The organism is Paraburkholderia azotifigens, assembly GCF_007995085.1.
GTDB classification, from domain to species: domain Bacteria; phylum Pseudomonadota; class Gammaproteobacteria; order Burkholderiales; family Burkholderiaceae; genus Paraburkholderia; species Paraburkholderia azotifigens.
On sequence record NZ_VOQS01000003.1, the window covers coordinates 1,942,282 to 1,958,736 of the forward strand.

Annotated in this window: 7 protein-coding genes; all 7 read right to left on the bottom strand. The window is 61.6% G+C overall.

Annotated features, from left to right (window positions below; translation table 11 throughout):
* Window positions 1–262: 262 nt before the first annotated feature.
* The 7 genes from FRZ40_RS25915 to phnC all read right to left on the bottom strand — a co-directional run bounded on the left by FRZ40_RS25915 (window position 263) and on the right by phnC (window position 16,282).
* Complete coding sequence (locus FRZ40_RS25915; RefSeq protein ID WP_147236033.1) at window positions 263–1,141, bottom strand: hypothetical protein; 879 nt, start codon at window positions 1,139–1,141, stop codon at window positions 263–265.
* Window positions 1,142–1,252: 111 nt separating this feature from the next.
* On the bottom strand, window positions 1,253–3,001 hold the full coding sequence (locus tag FRZ40_RS25920) for a ShlB/FhaC/HecB family hemolysin secretion/activation protein (RefSeq protein WP_147236034.1): 1,749 nt from the start codon (window positions 2,999–3,001) through the stop codon (window positions 1,253–1,255).
* A gap of 379 nt (window positions 3,002–3,380) precedes the next feature.
* Complete coding sequence (locus FRZ40_RS25925) at window positions 3,381–3,788, bottom strand: hypothetical protein (RefSeq protein WP_147236035.1); 408 nt, start codon at window positions 3,786–3,788, stop codon at window positions 3,381–3,383.
* 222 nt (window positions 3,789–4,010) lie between these two features.
* On the bottom strand, window positions 4,011–12,794 hold the full coding sequence (locus FRZ40_RS25930; RefSeq protein WP_477634381.1) for a hemagglutinin repeat-containing protein: 8,784 nt from the start codon (window positions 12,792–12,794) through the stop codon (window positions 4,011–4,013).
* Window positions 12,795–13,566: 772 nt separating this feature from the next.
* Window positions 13,567–14,307 (bottom strand): phosphonate ABC transporter, permease protein PhnE, encoded by a 741-nt coding sequence (gene phnE, locus FRZ40_RS25935; protein WP_240057361.1) that lies wholly within the window; start codon window positions 14,305–14,307, stop codon window positions 13,567–13,569.
* A 98-nt stretch (window positions 14,308–14,405) separates the two neighbouring features.
* On the bottom strand, window positions 14,406–15,374 hold the full coding sequence (gene phnD / locus FRZ40_RS25940; RefSeq protein WP_147236036.1) for a phosphonate ABC transporter substrate-binding protein: 969 nt from the start codon (window positions 15,372–15,374) through the stop codon (window positions 14,406–14,408).
* Window positions 15,375–15,427: 53 nt separating this feature from the next.
* Window positions 15,428–16,282 carry a phosphonate ABC transporter ATP-binding protein gene (gene phnC, locus FRZ40_RS25945; protein WP_147236037.1) on the bottom strand — a complete coding sequence of 285 codons (855 nt, stop codon included), beginning with the start codon at window positions 16,280–16,282 and terminating at the stop codon, window positions 15,428–15,430.
* Window positions 16,283–16,455: the final 173 nt, after the last annotated feature.

The window sequence follows — 16,455 nt, forward strand, 5'->3', positions numbered from 1 at the left end:
TCGCGATTCGGCGCGTGAAGAACAGGACGTTGAGACGGCATCGATGCCGCTCGGCTTCGCGGGGCTTGCAACCCGTCATTAGCGTCAGGTCAGGGCCGGTCCCGCGCTCGAGCCGTGACAGTGGCGTTTACGCCAGAACGCCACTCCAGCATGTCACGAGGTTTCCCCAACCTGCAAGGACCGGCACAATCATCCTGCACAGTCGGGCGTGCCCCGCCTAACGGACCGCGCGAAATTCAAAGCCTGTTATCGGCCGGACGTTCTACAGTCCGGCTTTCTGTTCTTCCTGGGCAAGGAAGTTGGCCGCAATCCGGTTATAGCCTTGCGACATCGCATCGCGCGTGTCACCAGCGTTATACAGCCAGCCGTTATGGATCGTCCCGTTGTACTCGACGTAGACGCTTTGGGTGCCGCTCTGCATGAGGTAGCGATAGCCGCCTAATGTCTGGATCGTACCGCCCAACCCCGTTTGCAACTGCTCGAGTGATGTCGCGTTTCGGGTCACGGCTGTCGCGTTGAACGCAACATGCTGGACGAGTAGGTGCGCGACCTGGGTGTACGTCTGCGCACCAGCGGGCATGGGTGTCGTGTCTGTCCGAAGCAAGGCGGGCAGACCGTTGCCGACCGATTCTTCGCGGCGGGAAACCTCGTTCGCGGGCATACCCGACACATCCTGCACGGTCAGCGTGATTTCGTAGAGCGGCGTCGACATGCCGCCGATCCCCAACTGATAGCCCTGTGCAAGCCGCGCGAAGATGTGCGAATTGCTGCCGATGTCACTCGGAAAGGGATTGTTCGACAGAAACAGTCCTTCCTGCGTCAGATAGCCCATGTCGACATTGGGCGCGAACGTGCCAAGGAGGCCCGTCGACGACATACTGAAATTCGGATCGGTGTCGCCTGTCACGAAGAAGCGCGTCATGCCGGTTGAAGTGGGCCGCATGGTTGCTGAACCAGACGGGATGAATCCCTCGAACTCGTAATAGCCCGCGCCGCTGCCATCGAGAAAGACGCTGTCAAAAAAGCTCGCATTCGTCGACGGGTTCGATGTCCCGTTGCCCGCATTGTTCTGGTTCGCCGATGGGTTGGTCGATGCGCCGGTACTGCTTCCGCCCCCGCACGCCGCGAGTCCGGCAATCATGAAAACGGCCGCAACACATGCGCACCATGTCAGTTCTCAGGTTCTTTATCTTCGACATCTTCGCTCCCTGTTGATGTGAACCGCGCCGAGGCGGTTCCCTGTATCCGCGCGTCAGAACTGCGCGGTCGCCTGCACACCGACCGTTACGCGCGCGGTCGGAAAGCCCGAAGGCTTGTAGATCGGCGTCCCCGCGAACAGGTCGTAGGAGAAGCCCGCATATTTCGACGGCACGCTGCCACGAATGCCGATTACTGCGCCCGCGAGTTGTGTCCCGGCGAGCGCGGCCGTATTCGGGCCGTACACACGCCCGTAGTCGATTCCCGCATATAGCGCCTGGCCTGTCTGCCCAATCGGCCATTGCAGTTCGTTGCGCCAGTAAAAGCCTTTCTCTGCCGCGAGCATCGTTTCGCCATCGAAGCCGCGCACCGTGTAGCGGCTGCCGATGGTCAGGTCGTCGATGTAGAACAGCGTGTCGTTCGTGAACTGGCCGTGAACGGTCGTCACGTAGCGGAAGGTTTGCGAGGCGACCGCGAACGGCACTGACAGGTTCGCGTCGAGAACGGCCATGTCATAGCGATAGGTCGGTCCCGTGGGATAGGGGTCCGGCGTCGCGCCGAGTCCGCCCATGCCATGACGCCAGGCGAGCGAGCCGTCGAACTGCGCCGCGCCGAAGTAATGCCTGTCCGTCAGACCCATTTCGAGGAACGTGTTGTTGCGCGCCTGGGTCGGTATATCCGCGCCGTCGATGAAACTCTCGCCGAAGCGTTTCGATAACTGCACGTATGCGCCTGCAACATCGGTCTGATTGCGTGACAGCACGCGCGCGAGACGCAGCGCGGCCGTCTGCGAATTACCGCTGGAGACAAACGTCTGGTTCACGCCTGCGATGTTCTGATAGTAGGTGTTCGTGTTGCCCGATAGCGTTGCCGTCCAGTAGCCACACGGTATGGAGTACGAACCGTTGAAGCCGTGCGAACCAAGCGCCTTGTTGCCAAACGACAGATCCTGATTCGCGCCGAGCGCGAGCACGTCGTTCAGGCCGAGCGGATTGTCCAGGCCTACACTGACGTTGCCTTGCCATTTGCCCGTTGCCTTCGTGCCTGAGTTGTCGACCGATGCGACGAAACTCCAGGGCTTGGCGCGCTTGACCGTAATCACGACATCGCTTTCGCCTGGAGCTTCGGTCGGCTCGATCTTCATGTCAACGTCCTGGCTCGCGACGCGCTTCATCTGCTCCAGGCCCTGTTCGAGGTCGCGCAGGTTCAGCAGGTCGCCGTCGCGCGACGGGAACGCGGATTTCCAGGTGCCGCGCGTGTCGGGGGCGGCGAAGCGCAGATGCCGCACGACACCCGGCACGAGCGCGACTTTCAGCGTGCCCGTCGACAGGTCCTGTTCCGGTAGCAGGGCGCGGGTTGTCACATAGCCGCGCGACAGAACCGTCTGCTGCAATCCCTTCGTGAGTATGTCGAGTCCGGTCTTGCCGATGCATTCGCCCTTGTAGTGATCGAGCCATTCGCGCGCGAACCAGAACGGGTCGAGCGGCAAATTGGACGCGCCGTGTTTGCGTGCGATATCGGGTAGTGTCGCCGGTACATCGAGCGCGAACGTGTCAACACGAAAGCACGGCGATTCGACCGGCAGCACCGGGAAGCCTTCGACCTTCGGAGCCGTCGAGCGCACGGCGGGTGCGTTGACCTGTTGGGCGCGCTGATGTGCGTCGCGCTGCTGCTGTAGTTGCTGGTTCTGCTCAGCGTTCGCGCGTGCGGCGGCCGCCGTGTCGGCGGGCGTTTGCTGTGCGTTGGACGCGAGCGATACCAGGGCTGTGAGCGGCAAAGCCGCCAGCCTACTTCTTTTCTTCATGTAACTTTGGTCCGTGACTCTGCTATTTGTTGGCTACGAGATTTACAACTATTCCAACGGCGAAGGCCAAGGTGCCTGCAAGTAGGTTGGCGTTCGCAAAAGCCGACCAACCCGGTTCGAGAGGGCCGATTGTTCCGTACTTGGTTTGACAGGGCCGTCGCAGCAGGCGTGTTCGAAGCGTCCCAACAAACACGATTCCGCCGAGCGAAGGGAGAAGTAGGAACGTAGTCCGTTCGGCGCTGATTCCGCGCGGCACGCCGAACGCGTAAACGATCAAGGACAACACTGCCGCGACCACAAGCAAAACGCAGAAAAGAACGTGCAACGCTGTTGCGACGGTCGCGACAACCCTATCAATCGAGTGGTTCATTTGTGTCTTTCAGAAAGGCCCGATATCAAGGATGCGAATTTGATTGCCGAAACGAGCCTTCTGGATCGCGACGTCGATATCATCTCCTTCACTAACGCGCTGATATTTCCATGGGGCCGGAGAGTATTGACAAGGACTATTTTCAACATCTATTTCGAGTACGTCCTTGTCGGGAACAGTGACATAGGCTTTACCTTGCCATTCGCGATGCTTCGGAATAACAAACTTCCGCTTGACTCGCCCCTTAACTCTCAATTTTTCTGTTCCAGCGAACATTGCGATGCGTCGCCCGGCCAGGATCACCACAAGCAATATCAGAAGCTCCACAGCCAAAAGAAGGAATCCAGACGCGACGCCTGAGCCTCCGTGGCTAATCATTTCGAACGGGAGTGACGTGATGGATTCGAACGCCCCCATATCAGCCTCTACGTCTGATGTAGGCCACCGTCGCAAATATCCAAAATACTGCTGCGGCGAGGGTTCCTTGCTTCAATACGAACCATAGGTCATTCATGCCCCATGGCCAACGCCCACCATAAATCAACGTTACAAATAGAATCACGAACACTCTGATAAGGGCGACGCCCGCTATTGCAATCACAAATATGCGCGCAAATAGCCTTAGCAACTTGATATGGGTTATTTCCCGAGCCTGCTTCTTGCGTTGTTTATCGCTGCGGCGCTCGTTTCCGAGCCGATAGCGCCGCCGATTGCCGACCCGATGACGGGCACGTAGTTGGGAGCAAAGAGATTTGTGCCAAATTGCTTGCCAATTGCAGATTGCGCCCCCAAACCAATGCGATATCCGAGTCCCGCTGCAACGGCGTTGACAGCCGCACCCGTTGCGACATTATCGTGGTTGCCCGAAATTGCGTTGTTAGTAGCCGTATCGAGCGCGCCTGTCATCGCGTTGATGACGACATTTCCAATGAGTTTGTATTGAGCACCCGCAGCACCAGCCAGTACCGCATACCCAACATCCACTGGATTGATCGTTCCAGTTTGTATGTATTGCGAAGCCGCGTTCACCGCGCCCGAGATCGCGCCGATTCCGGGGGTTGAGGCCCAAGCCCCTGAGCCGAGCGCTCCGTCTATGCCAAAGATTGGTGCACCCGGTATTGCTGCCAGCGCGGGCAGGATAACAGGCGCCGCTAGTGCTCCAGCTATCGCTAGTCCGACCTTTGGGGTTGCGACGGACCCGGGCAAGGCGCGTTGTTCAGGCGTCAGCGAGCCATCCTTGTTGCCGCCAAGAAGGGGATTGTTGTATTCAGCAGTCGTAGCCGTGAACAGGTTGCCCGCGTTCTGGCTGATGTATGCGACCGCCACAGCGTTACCGCCAGGACCCTTGCTCGCCGCTGCATCGACCAGTCGGTAGCCGTTTGCCAGCAGTATGTTTTGCGCTTGGTCCGGCGTGATGTCCTGTCCGGTCTTGTCCTTGTAGAACTGCGCAAAGTTCTTCGCGTTGTCCTTGGCCCACTGACGTTCGTCAGGATGCAACTGCCGGTTAAAGCGGTCGACGTTGTAGGCGGACGAGCCGCCCGCATCGCCGCCAACCGCTACGCCTGCGGCCGTTGCCAGTCCATTCGCGACGATGTTGCCAAGCGCCTTGTCCATATCCGCATTGCCGGTCGGACCCGATGCCGCAATCGAACCGCTCAGTTCGTTAAGCTTGCCCGCAGCAATCGATGCCAGGCCCCCACCGGCCGCGCCTGCAATCACATTTCCGCCGCCGAGACCCGTTACGAGCGCAGCGCCCGCCGCCTGCATTTCCGCGCGCGCCGTGCCGCCTTCCTTCCATGCGTCAACGCCTGCCTGGTCATGATTGTCCTGTGCTTCCTTCTTTTTCATGTCAGCATAGTCACCAATGCGCCGCGAGACCGCTTCACCCGCTGCACTCGCTGCCGCCATCATGTCGGCCTGGTTGTTCAGCAGGTTGTTCACGTCTGGCACTTTCGCGACCGTGCCATTGGCGTTCGTCACAGCACGATTCAGGCTCGCCACGTCCTGCGCTTGGTGCTCGCTGTCCGTGACGTTGATCGTGCCCGCGCTGATGCCGCTTTTCGTGGTCGCGCTGCTGCTGCCGCTATCGTTCTGGCCGAGCATGGGCGCAACCCCGCCCGCGTTCGTGCCCGACGTAGGTCCGTGCGTCGTGTAGTTCGAACCGCCATCGCCCGTCGTAAAGCCCCCGCCGATGCCGCTCGAATGTGCGTCATAGCTTGAATGGTTCTGCACGTCGCTAAACGTCAGCGTGCCCGTCGTCAGCGTATTCTTCGACGCGTCCGCATCGCTTGCAATCGTCGCGCCCTTGAGATCCGTATTGCCCTTGACGTTGATGTCGAACCCGCCCGAACCGGCGTGAATCCCGGCCTGTTCGTTCACGCCCGCATAGTCTCCGCCCGCGCTGCCGCTCGTATGGCTAAAGCTCGCGCTGCCGCCTCCCTGACTGACGCTGAATCCGCCGCCCGTGCTGGTCTGGTGCGCGCTGCTCGTCATCGTGTCCTGCACGCTCGCCACGTTCAGATTGCCGCCGATATCGGCCGACACCTGTTGGCCGTTCACATTCGCGCCAATGATGTTCGTATCGCCGCCCGACACAATGCTGACGCTGTTCGCGCCGTTGACGTGCGTGTTGTTTTGCATCGCCGCGTCGCTGTTCGCGTCGCCGTGTGCCTTCGCCATCGATGCCGACACGCCGAAGCCCTGCGTACCGTACGACACGCCCACGCTCGCGCTGCTCGACTGGTTCGTGCTGCGCGTCGTGTCCGTGTCGGTCGTGTTAACGAGATTGATCTGATTCTTCGCTGCGAGCATCACGTCGTTGGCGTTCACGTTCGACCCGGCAATCGTGAGATTGCCGCTCCCTGGCGTGCCGCTCCCGGTTGCGACAAACGCTGCCGTACCGCCCGCCGTCACGCTCGATCCCTTGTTCGTCGTGCTGTCCTCGTTGAACGTGTTCTTGCTGTGGCTGCTGCCATAACTCAGTTCGATCTTCGCGGACATCGGCTGACCGCTGGCGAGTTCTTTCGCTGCGCCGCCCGCCGCGCCAATGGCGTCAACCGCGCCACTCGCTGCCGCGATGCCATGCAGCGCCGCCGCGCGGTCGTCCTGGCTGTGGCTCGCGGCGCGCGCCTGGTCAATCGTGTTCGTGATCGCATCGAGAACAGGGGCTTTCACCGCGAGCGTAAAGCCGCTCTTGCTGACTTCCTGTGTCTCGTCGTGGTGAGCAGTGTTGACTGCGGAGTCGATGATGACGTTCGCGCCCGTGCCCGTCACGTTCTGCGCCGCGATGATGTCGCTGCCCGTGACGTGAAGGTCCACGCCCGCAGCCAGATACACACTGCCGTCCGTGCTGCCGATCAGACTTCCGTTGTTCGTCACCGACCTGTCGTGCGTGGTGTCCTTCGTGTCGACCGTGCCGTAGGAAATCCCGATGCCGCCCGAACTGCCGAGGCCACTCTTGACGGTCTGGTGGAAGTGGCTCGAATCGCTCGTATCCTGCGACGTGTTGACGCTCAGGTTGTTCGCTGCCGCAAGCGTGACATCGTTCGTCGCCGCCACCGTCGAGCCGGTAATCGTCATGTCGTGACCAGCGGCGCCCGTAACGGTATCGCCGGAAACGGTCGAGCCGTTCGCGATGACCTGGTGCGAACTCGTCGAGTCCGTGTCCTTCTGTTTCGACAGGAAGCCAGAATGCTCGTCGTGCGACCAGCTTTGCGAGTCGTGCGTTTCACTCACGCTTCCAATCGTCACGTCGCCCGTCGAGACGAGTCTGACGCCGCCACCGCCTGTATCGGTTGAAACATTCGAGCCGAGCACCGCGAGATTGCCGTTGCCATTCTGACCGGCCGCGAGCGTCACATTGCCGCCCGCGCTCACGCTCGATCCTTGTACCGCCTCGTCATACGACGAAGCGGTGTGCTGGCTTTTGCTGTTGCTAAACGACTGTTCGGCGTGCGTGTGCGTGTCCTTTGCCGCCGTGACGGTCAGGTTACCGCCCGCGATCATCGACGCATCGCCGCCCGCGCGCACCGTCGCATCCGTGAGCGTCGTATCGCGTCCCGAGACGGTCGCAAGCGTTCCGCCCGCGACGATCGCGCTGCCAAGGTTCTGCGTCTGTGTGTCGTGCATGGCGTCGAGACCGCCTTTGCCGCTCGAATCTTTCGACGAGGTGAGCGCGGTCGTACCGACGTTCAGATCACGGCCCGCCACAACGGCAGCATCGCCGGCCGTCTGAATGAGCGCGCCATTGAGGTTCACGTCGCGGCCCGCGATCACCGCCGCGTTGTTCGTCGCCGAAATCGTACCGACTGCAACAACGCTTGTGCCGCTCGTGGTGCCGCTATACGAGTGGTCATTGAACGATGTCGACACGCCGTAGGTCTGCGTCTCGTTGATGACATCGCGACCGGCCTGCACGACAACATCGCCGCCGCCAATGCGACCGCTCGAATTGCGAACGTCCTGAATGGCGGCAACCGTCGTCGTGCCCGCGCTGCCGATGATGCCGCTGTTCGTGATGTTGTTGCCTATGACGGTCGTCGCGAGGTTGCTGGAGACGTGTCCGCTGTTCGCGATGTCGCCGCTTGCGTTCAGGTTCACGTTGTTACCCGCGACGAGCGCGCCGCTATGCGTCAGGTCGACCGTGCTCGATTGCGCGAGATACACCTGTGGCACGAGCACCGTCTGATGCGAACCATCGGGCAGTGTCACGTCCTGCGACACGAGCCACACCATGTCGGTTGTCAGTTGCGCCATCTGCTGCGGCGTCAGGGCAATGCCCGGTTCGAGGCTGAATTCCTTCGCGTAGGTGACGCCGTTGTTCATCAGCGCCGTGTACTCATCCAGGTTATCGGTGAAGCCGGCGAGAAAAGTGCGGCCCGTCAGTTGCGTGACCTGGTTTCGGATCAGCGTTTCCTCATACAGTCCGTCGCCCAGGCGCTTCTCGATCTTCGACGGGTCGAGGCCCAACTGTCCGAGCATGTAGTCGCTCGAAATGAACTTCGTGTACTGCGTGAAACGAGGATCGGTCGCAATCAGGTATGTTGCACCGGGCGCGGTGTTGTACGTGTACAAGCCGTTCACCGGCAGTTTCAGGTTCGGAATGCCGCCCGTTGCGCCGCCGACCGTCTGCGGCCGGTTCGACTGTCCGCTCATCGTGCCCGTCTGCGTGCCGTCTGCGCTGCCGCCCGTCACGCCGGAACCGGCAACCGTCTGACCCTGGCGGTTGACGGAATTGATGCTGATGCTCTGCGCATCGGTCTGCACGTTCTGGTTCGACGTGGCAATCGCAGGCAGTGCATCGACGGTCGTCGTGTACTGGCTGATGCCGTCGAACGCGCCGTCTTTGAGCGGCTCCGTCGTGTCAGTGCTGCCGCCTGTTTTCTGATGCCAGTAGTAGACAGACGACGTAACCTGCTCGACGCTCTGCTGGAGCACGACACCCGTATCCGTGACGCTGCCGCCGTTCGCGCGACGCACGAGGTCGCCGCCCGCCGCCATCGTCGACGAATCATTGTCAATGCTGCCGTTGTCCGCATTGATGCGGATTGCGCCCTGTGCCTGAATCGTCGCGCCATTGCCCGCGCTCACGAACTGGTCGGTTGTCGTCGTGGTCTGTGTGGTGCGCGACTTCTCGACATAGTCGTGGTTGCCAATGTCCCACCGGACCTGCTTCGCGTCAGGGCGCATGTTCTTGTTCGGATCGAAGTCCGGCCAGAACGTGATCGACACCGTGCCGTCGCCGTTTTCGGTCAGGCTGTTGTACCACTGCGTCGCGTTGGTCGTGACATCGCGCGCGACCACGGTCGCGCCGGACTGGTAGTGATCGTAAATGGGCTGCGTCAGTGAGAGCGTCTGCGCGGTCGTGTCCAGGTTCGTGACCTGCGACGCCGGAAGCGTCACAGTGATCGGCTGCGCGAGTGCCTTGATCGTCTGGTCCGAGATCGCGCCCGCGCTCCAGTTCCATTGCGGGAAGTCGAGGCTGTGATAGTTGCCGAACACGCCCGCCGACAGATCGTTGCCGAAGCCAGCCGTCCACAGCGTCAGGGTCGTCGAACCCACATCCTGCGGCGTGCCTGCCTGCGTGACGACGCCCGTACGGACATTGCTGACCGTGTGGGCCGCGATGTCGATATCGCCATCTGCTTCGATAGATGCCGCGCTGTTGGTGAGCGTGTTCGTCTGGTTCGCGAGCATGCCCGAACTGTCGCGCGCGCCGTCCTTCGCGATTGCCAGATTGCCCGCGCTGTAGATGAGCGCGCCGTCTGTGTTCGTCACGGAGTTCTGTGCGTAGACATGCACGCTGTTCGCGCCCGCGATGACGGCTGCCGCGCCCGTGTTCTGCACGTCGTTCGCGTTGAGCGTTACGTCGTTGCCGATGATCGCGCCCGTGTTGTTCATCGTCGGGGCGTTCGTCGTGACCGTGTTGCCTTCAATACGGCCGTCGTTCTGCAAGGTGCCCGTGGCGTTGACGGTCGTGCTCGACGAATTGATGTCGCCCGTTGCTGTGTTCACGACATTCGCGCCTGTCGCCGTGAGCGCGCCATTGGCTGCAAGCGTGCCCGTGTTGGTGAGCGTGCCGGTCACGCTCACGGTCATGTCGCCGTCAGCGTGCAGGTTGTTGGCGGTATCGTTGGTGTAGTCGCCATTCACGGCAAGCGACAGGTTGCGGCCTGCGACCATGTCGCCATCGCCCGATACCGCGCCGCTGACCGTCGCGTCTCGATTCGCGCGGATCGCGCCGCCCGCGTTCGACAGCGACGCGACATTGACCGACGCATCGACGCCGCTCAGGATCGAGCCGCCATCATTGATGACAGCGGCGTTAGCCTGATTGAGATTGAGCGCCTTGCCGCCGAACAGCGTGCCGCCCGTGTTATTTGCGCTTTGCGAGACGTTCAGGTTCGCCGCGCCGCCCGCGACGAGGTTCGCCCCTGCATCGTTGCTCAATGTCTGCGCGTTGACGGTCACATCGCCATTGCCGCCGAGCGTGCCGCCCGTGTTGACGACGTTAGCGGCGGTTACGGTCGTCGCGCCGTCGCCTGCGTTGGTCAGCTTGCCGCCCGTGTTGTCTATGGTTGTCGCCGTGACGTTGGCCGCGCCATGCGCGCCATTGGCGGCAATTGTGCTCTGCGCGTTGAACAGCGCACCGCCCGCCGACAGTGACAGGTCGCCGCCTGACTGCGCCGAGCCGCCCGTGTTGTCGATGTCGCCCTGCGTGACGAGCGTCAGGCCGTCGACGCCGTATTGCGAACCGCCGCGATTGACGATGCCCGACGCGGCGTAAATCTGCGCCGCTTTCCGTGCCGTCAGCGTGCCGCCGCTGTTATCAAAACTTGCGGCCGTCGCAATCAGCGCGCCGTTGGTCTGCACCTTGCCGCCGACGTTCGACAGCGCGCCCGAAGCTTTAACGTCAAGCGTGCCAGCGCCTGCGTGCTGGAACGTGCCGCTATCGTTCTTGACGGACTGCGCGGAGACGGTCAGGCTGTTCGCGTTCGACGCGATCTCGCCACCCGTATTGTCGAGCGCGCCGCCAGCCGTGATGGTCTGGTCCGCCGCGCCGTACTGCGTAATCTTGCCGCCGCGATTCGTGAGCGTGCCCGAAGCCGAAAGCGCGAGCGAATCGCCGTCGATGCTGCCGTTGGTATTGTCGACGGACGAAGCAGCAACGGTCGTCGCCGAGCCTGAAAGCGTGCCGCCCGCGTTGCTGAGTGCGCCGACAGAAGAAGCGTTGAGCGCGCCGCCCGCCGTGATGCTGCCCGCGTGATTGTCGATGGTCTGCGCGTGAATCCTCGCGCTGCCCGCTGCCGACGTTTGCCCCTGGTTTGCAATGCTCGCCGCCGTGACATTCAGCGCGCCGTTCGTGCCGATGACGCCATTCGGCCCGTTGAGCAGTGCGTTCGTGATTGCGAGCGTCATACCATCGCTGTTTAGCGACACGATGCGGCCCGCTGCATTGTTCAGCGAACCGGCATGGAAGGTCGCGCCACCCGCCGACTGGATGACGCCGTTCGCGTTGCCGAGTGCGCCCGTCGTGTTAAGAGCGAGCGTCGAGCCTGAAACCATCTGGCCGTTCGCGTTCGAGACGTTCGCGCCGGACGCCTGCAGCGCGCCGCCGCTGGACAGCGTACCGCCGTCGTTCGCGAGCGTACCGGTCGCGTTTGCGTTGAGCGCGCCGCCCGCCGTCGTCGCCGCGCCGGACAGGTTCAGGTCGCCGCTATTTGCCGCGAGTGTGAGCGCGCCATTCGCCGACGTGTTGCTGCCCGCCAGATTGACCGACGTGCCCTGAATCGTGGTGTTACCGCCGCCTTCGTTGCGGCCCGTGGCCGTCACCGCGCCCGACGCGCTCACGTTCAGGTCGCCCGAGTTCGCAATGGTGCCGTCGCCGTTGACGCCTGCGCCGAGCGTGCCCGTTGATGCGACGCTGCCTGCGCTCACGCTCGTGTTCTGCTGCGCGGCAAGCACGCCACTATTGTTCAGCGCACCCGATGTGTTCGCGCTGACGTTCTGCTGCGCGTAGGTCGTACCGCTGTTGTCGATGCGGTCGCGTGCGGACACGCTGATGTTGCCGCTCGCGTTCGTCTGTCCGGCCAGGACCAGCTTGCCCTGAGTCGTCAGGGTAAGGTCGCCTGACTGCGCCGCAAGCACGCCATTGTTCGACACGCCTACGCCGTTCTCGGTGCCGACGAGCACGATACGGTTCGCGTACATGCCGCCAAGATTCGAGACGTCGATGGACACGCCAGGCGCGGGACTGCTGCCTGCGATGGGCGTTGCATTGAGCGTATCGTGATCGACCGAGTTCGCACCCGTGATGACGTTCAGGTTCTTCGCATAGATCGCAGCGTTCGCCTGCACCGCGCGCGCCAGCAGATCCGCCTGGTCGGCATCGGACGCGTTGAAGCCTGCGCCCGTCACCGTGATGTTGCCGCCCGTCACGTTGAAACCCGCAAGCGAACCATCGGCGGCGAAATTCGGCGTGCCCGTTGTCAGGATCGCGCGCGACGTGTTGATGAAGCCGCCGCCGTTCACGCTGATCCCCGAGCCGTTCGCAATCACGACTTCCGCGCGTGACCCTGCGACCTCCACATAACCGTTGATCTGGCTCGCGCTGCTGGAGTTGACCTGATTGACGATGATCTTCGCGGCATCGTTCGGTCCGAAGTTCGGATTGCCGTTGATGTAGCCTGCCTGCTGCGTGTTCGTGATGCGATTCGCGTTGTTGAGGATCGCGCCGCTCTTCTGAACATCAAACTGGTTGTAGGTGTTCATCGACACGCCCGCGCCAGACGGACGGTTGATATTGACCTGCGGAATACCGTTCTGCGTATTGATGATGCCAGGCGCATGCGCGCCGCCCGGAACGATCTGCGGGAAGGCGAGCGTGGGCGTGACGGCAAGCAACAGCGCACCGAAGCTGCTCAATGAGCAGTATGGGTTCTTCGATACACATCGCACAGCGCGTGTTTCGCCAGCGGATTTTCCAGAACCCGTCGCGTTTTCCTCGACCGCGACGAGCATGCCGTGCAAACGGCTAAAGACCAATCGATAGTTCTTTTGATTCACTGTTTATTTGTTGTACGAACTAACAAGAATCTGTAAACGTATCGGAATCGTTCAAACGCTTCTGTCAAGAACTGCAAAGATGCACGACAAAGCAACAGACGGGGCTAAATAGGTCTTTTCTGATTGCCGGTGGTCTAAATCCGCAAGCCGGATGGCGAAAAAAAGCCCGCATGCAGCGGGCGAAAAATGGCCGACATTGAGGCATGACCGGCTTTGCCCCACTAGGGACTGAAAAGCGGGACCGGTGTCGTAGGAGCGCCAACGCGTAAGGTGCGAGAACCTACACACCGTTTGCCACCTGGGCGGCGCGGACAATTCGCTGCCGCCGGCTGCGTTACGGGTGACTGGAGAGGGTGATGCGTCTGTTTAGCGCGCTGGCAACGAGCAACGAATAGCGTGATGCCGTGTGGAGTGCGGGACCCGTAGGGGGCCCGCAGGCAAACACAAGGATTGGCGGGGTGAGCGGCTTTCTTTTGCCTACTTTTCTTTGCCGCTGCAAAGAAAAGTAGGTGCCGCCCCGCACAGGGGCAACGCGTGAAGTACCGATACGAATTCGCGGATGCCAGCAAAACCAGCGTCAGCAAAACCAAAAACCCAATACTGACGACTGCGTCGCAGACAAAAAACCGCGTTAAATAACCCGCTCGCGCAGTCGAGCAGACAAAACATCAATAACAGTAACGACAACAATGACCATCAACATAACAGCCGCGGTCTGCGAATAATTGAACGAGCGAATGGACTCATAGAGCACAACCCCGATGCCCCCGGCGCCGACCATCCCGACGACCATCGCCGACCGCACATTCGATTCAAAGCGATAAAGCGCATAAGAAATCCATAAAGGCATGACCTGCGGCAGCACGCCGTAGACAATCTCATCGAGACTCGTTGCACCCGTCGCCCGCACACCTTCCACGGGACGCGGATCGATCGCTTCGACGGCTTCGGCGAACAGCTTGGCCAGCACGCCCGTCGTATGCACCCACAACGCCAGCACGCCTGCAAACGGCCCGAGCCCGACCGCGACGATGAACAGCATCGCGAACACCATCTCGTTGATCGCGCGGCACGCGTCCATCAGCCGGCGCACGGGCTGCACGACCCAGGCGGGCGCCATGTTGCTCGCCGACAGCAGCCCGAACGGAATCGAGCACACGATGGACAGCGCCGTGCCCCACACCGCGACCGCAAGCGTCACGCCCATCTCGTGCACGTACGTGCGCCATTCGGTGAAGTCCGGCGGAAAGAAGTCCTTCGCAAACTGCCCCATGTTGCCCGAGTCGGACAGCAGGTCGAGCGGGCGCATGTCGGCGGCCCGCCACGACAGGCCGAGCACCGCGATCAACGCGATCCAGCCGAGCAGCGACATCCAGCTGCGCTTGCCGGCCGCCGCAGCCGTCACCCGCTGCGAGGGCTGCGGCAGGGCGGTCGAAGGCGTCGAGCGATCGGCGCTCAGGTCGGCTGCGTTCATTGCTTTTGCGCGTTCAGTGCGGACAGCTTCGCGTCGATGGCGGCCATCTGTGTCTTGCGGTCGGCGTCCGACAGCGACGCATCGGCTTCGATCTTCTGCTTCTGCTCGAACAGCTTGATCTGGCGGATCGGCTGCAACTGCGCATCCGTCGACGGCGAGAAACCGCTATAGCTGAAGATGTTCACCATCACAGCCTTTTCGCGCGCGTCCGTCTTCGCATAGTTGTAGAAGAACTTGCGCAGCTTTTCCTTCGTCGCGTCGGGCAGATCCTTGCGCCACACGAGCGGGTCCGACGGAATCAGCGGCGATTGCCACAGCACGCGCACCTGCGCGAAACGGTCGGGATGCTGCTTCTTCAGCGTGTCGAGCATTTCGGTGTTGTTCGTCGCGATGTCGACCTTGTTGTTCACGACGGCCAGCAGATTCGCTTCGTGGCTCGACGGCAGCACCGTCTTGAACGACGTGCGCACAGGCGCGTTGCGCTGCGCAAACAGGTAATAGCCGGGGACCAGCGAGCCCGAGGTCGAGTTCGGATCGCCGAAACCGAGCGTGATATCATTCGTATTCCTGAACACGTCGTCGAGCGTCTTGAAGCGGCTGTTCGTGTTCGTGATCAGCACCGAGTAGTAGCCGGCATCGCCGTTCGAATACGTCGTCTTCGCGAATACTTCGCCATTCGAACGATCGACGGCTTCGATCGCCGACGCATTGCCGAGATACGCAACCTGCACCTTGTTGAAGCGCATGCCTTCGATAATGCCCGCGTAGTCGGTCGCGAAGAACGCCTTGACGTTCAGACCCGTCTGCGTGTTCAGGTCGTCGATGAGGGGCTGCCAGCGCTGCTTGAGCACGGCCGACGAATCGGTCGAGATAATGCCGAGATTCAGATCTTCGGCATGAGCGGCCATGCTGGCGAAAGCCGACACGGCCGCAACGCCGACGAGCAGAGAGCGCAGGAATTTCATGTGTTCTGTTCCAGGTGAGTGAGTCGGTGACAGCGTTTCTTTCGAAGAGGGAATCAGGCCGGGCGCGCCGTGTTCAAAGGCAGCATCTGCGCGCGCGACGCAGCGCTGCCGGACTGCGGATCGGACTGCGGAGTGTCTTCGAACAGCTCGCGCGCATCGTCGCCATAGAGCTTTTGCAGGAGTACGGGCGTGAGCGCGGAAGAGGGACCGTCGTAGACGATCTTGCCGCGTCGCATCGCGACCGTGCGCTGGCAGTACTGCATCGCGATGTCGACCTGATGCAGCGACACCAGCACCGTCAGCCGATGCTCGATGTTCAGCGTGCGCAGCATGTCCATCACGCGGCGCGACGATTCGGGGTCGAGGGAAGCGATCGGCTCGTCGGCGAGAATGATCTGCGCCTGCTGAACGAGCGCGCGTGCGAGCGCTGCGCGCTGCTGCTGTCCGCCCGAGAGATTCGACGCACGCTCGCGCGCATGTTCGCCGATGCCGACCTCGTTCAATGCCGACATCGACAGTTCGCGTTCGCCGCGCGGAAAGCAGCCGGTGAGACGGCGCCAGAGCGGCAGACGCGCGAGCGCGCCGATCAGCACGTTCGCTTCGACCGTCAGCCGGTTCACGAGATTGAACTGCTGGAAAACGAAGCCGATGTCGCGGCGAATGCTGCGCACTTCACGTACGATGCGGCCGTTCTGCTGGATCGGACGGCCAAGAATCGAAATCTGCGAAGGCTGCGCATCCGACACCGTGAAGCCCGCAATATGACGCAACAGTGTCGACTTGCCCGAGCCCGATGCACCGATCAGCGCGACCATTTCGCCTTGCCCGACGCGCAGGTCGATCTCGTCGAGCGCCTTGCGGCCGTTGCCGAACGTCTTGCTCAGACGTTCGATGCGGATTGCTTCCATGAGTGTCCTGTCGATGACTCCGTGCATGCCGGAAGTTGTGGGACATTCTAGAAAGCGTCTGTGACGGTTGAGTGAAGGCGTCGCAACATCTAGACGACTATATCTTTTGGTTCTTCTCCCCTGACTCATGGATTCGTCGCGCAACATTCGATCGCGCAGTGTGTCATGGCGAT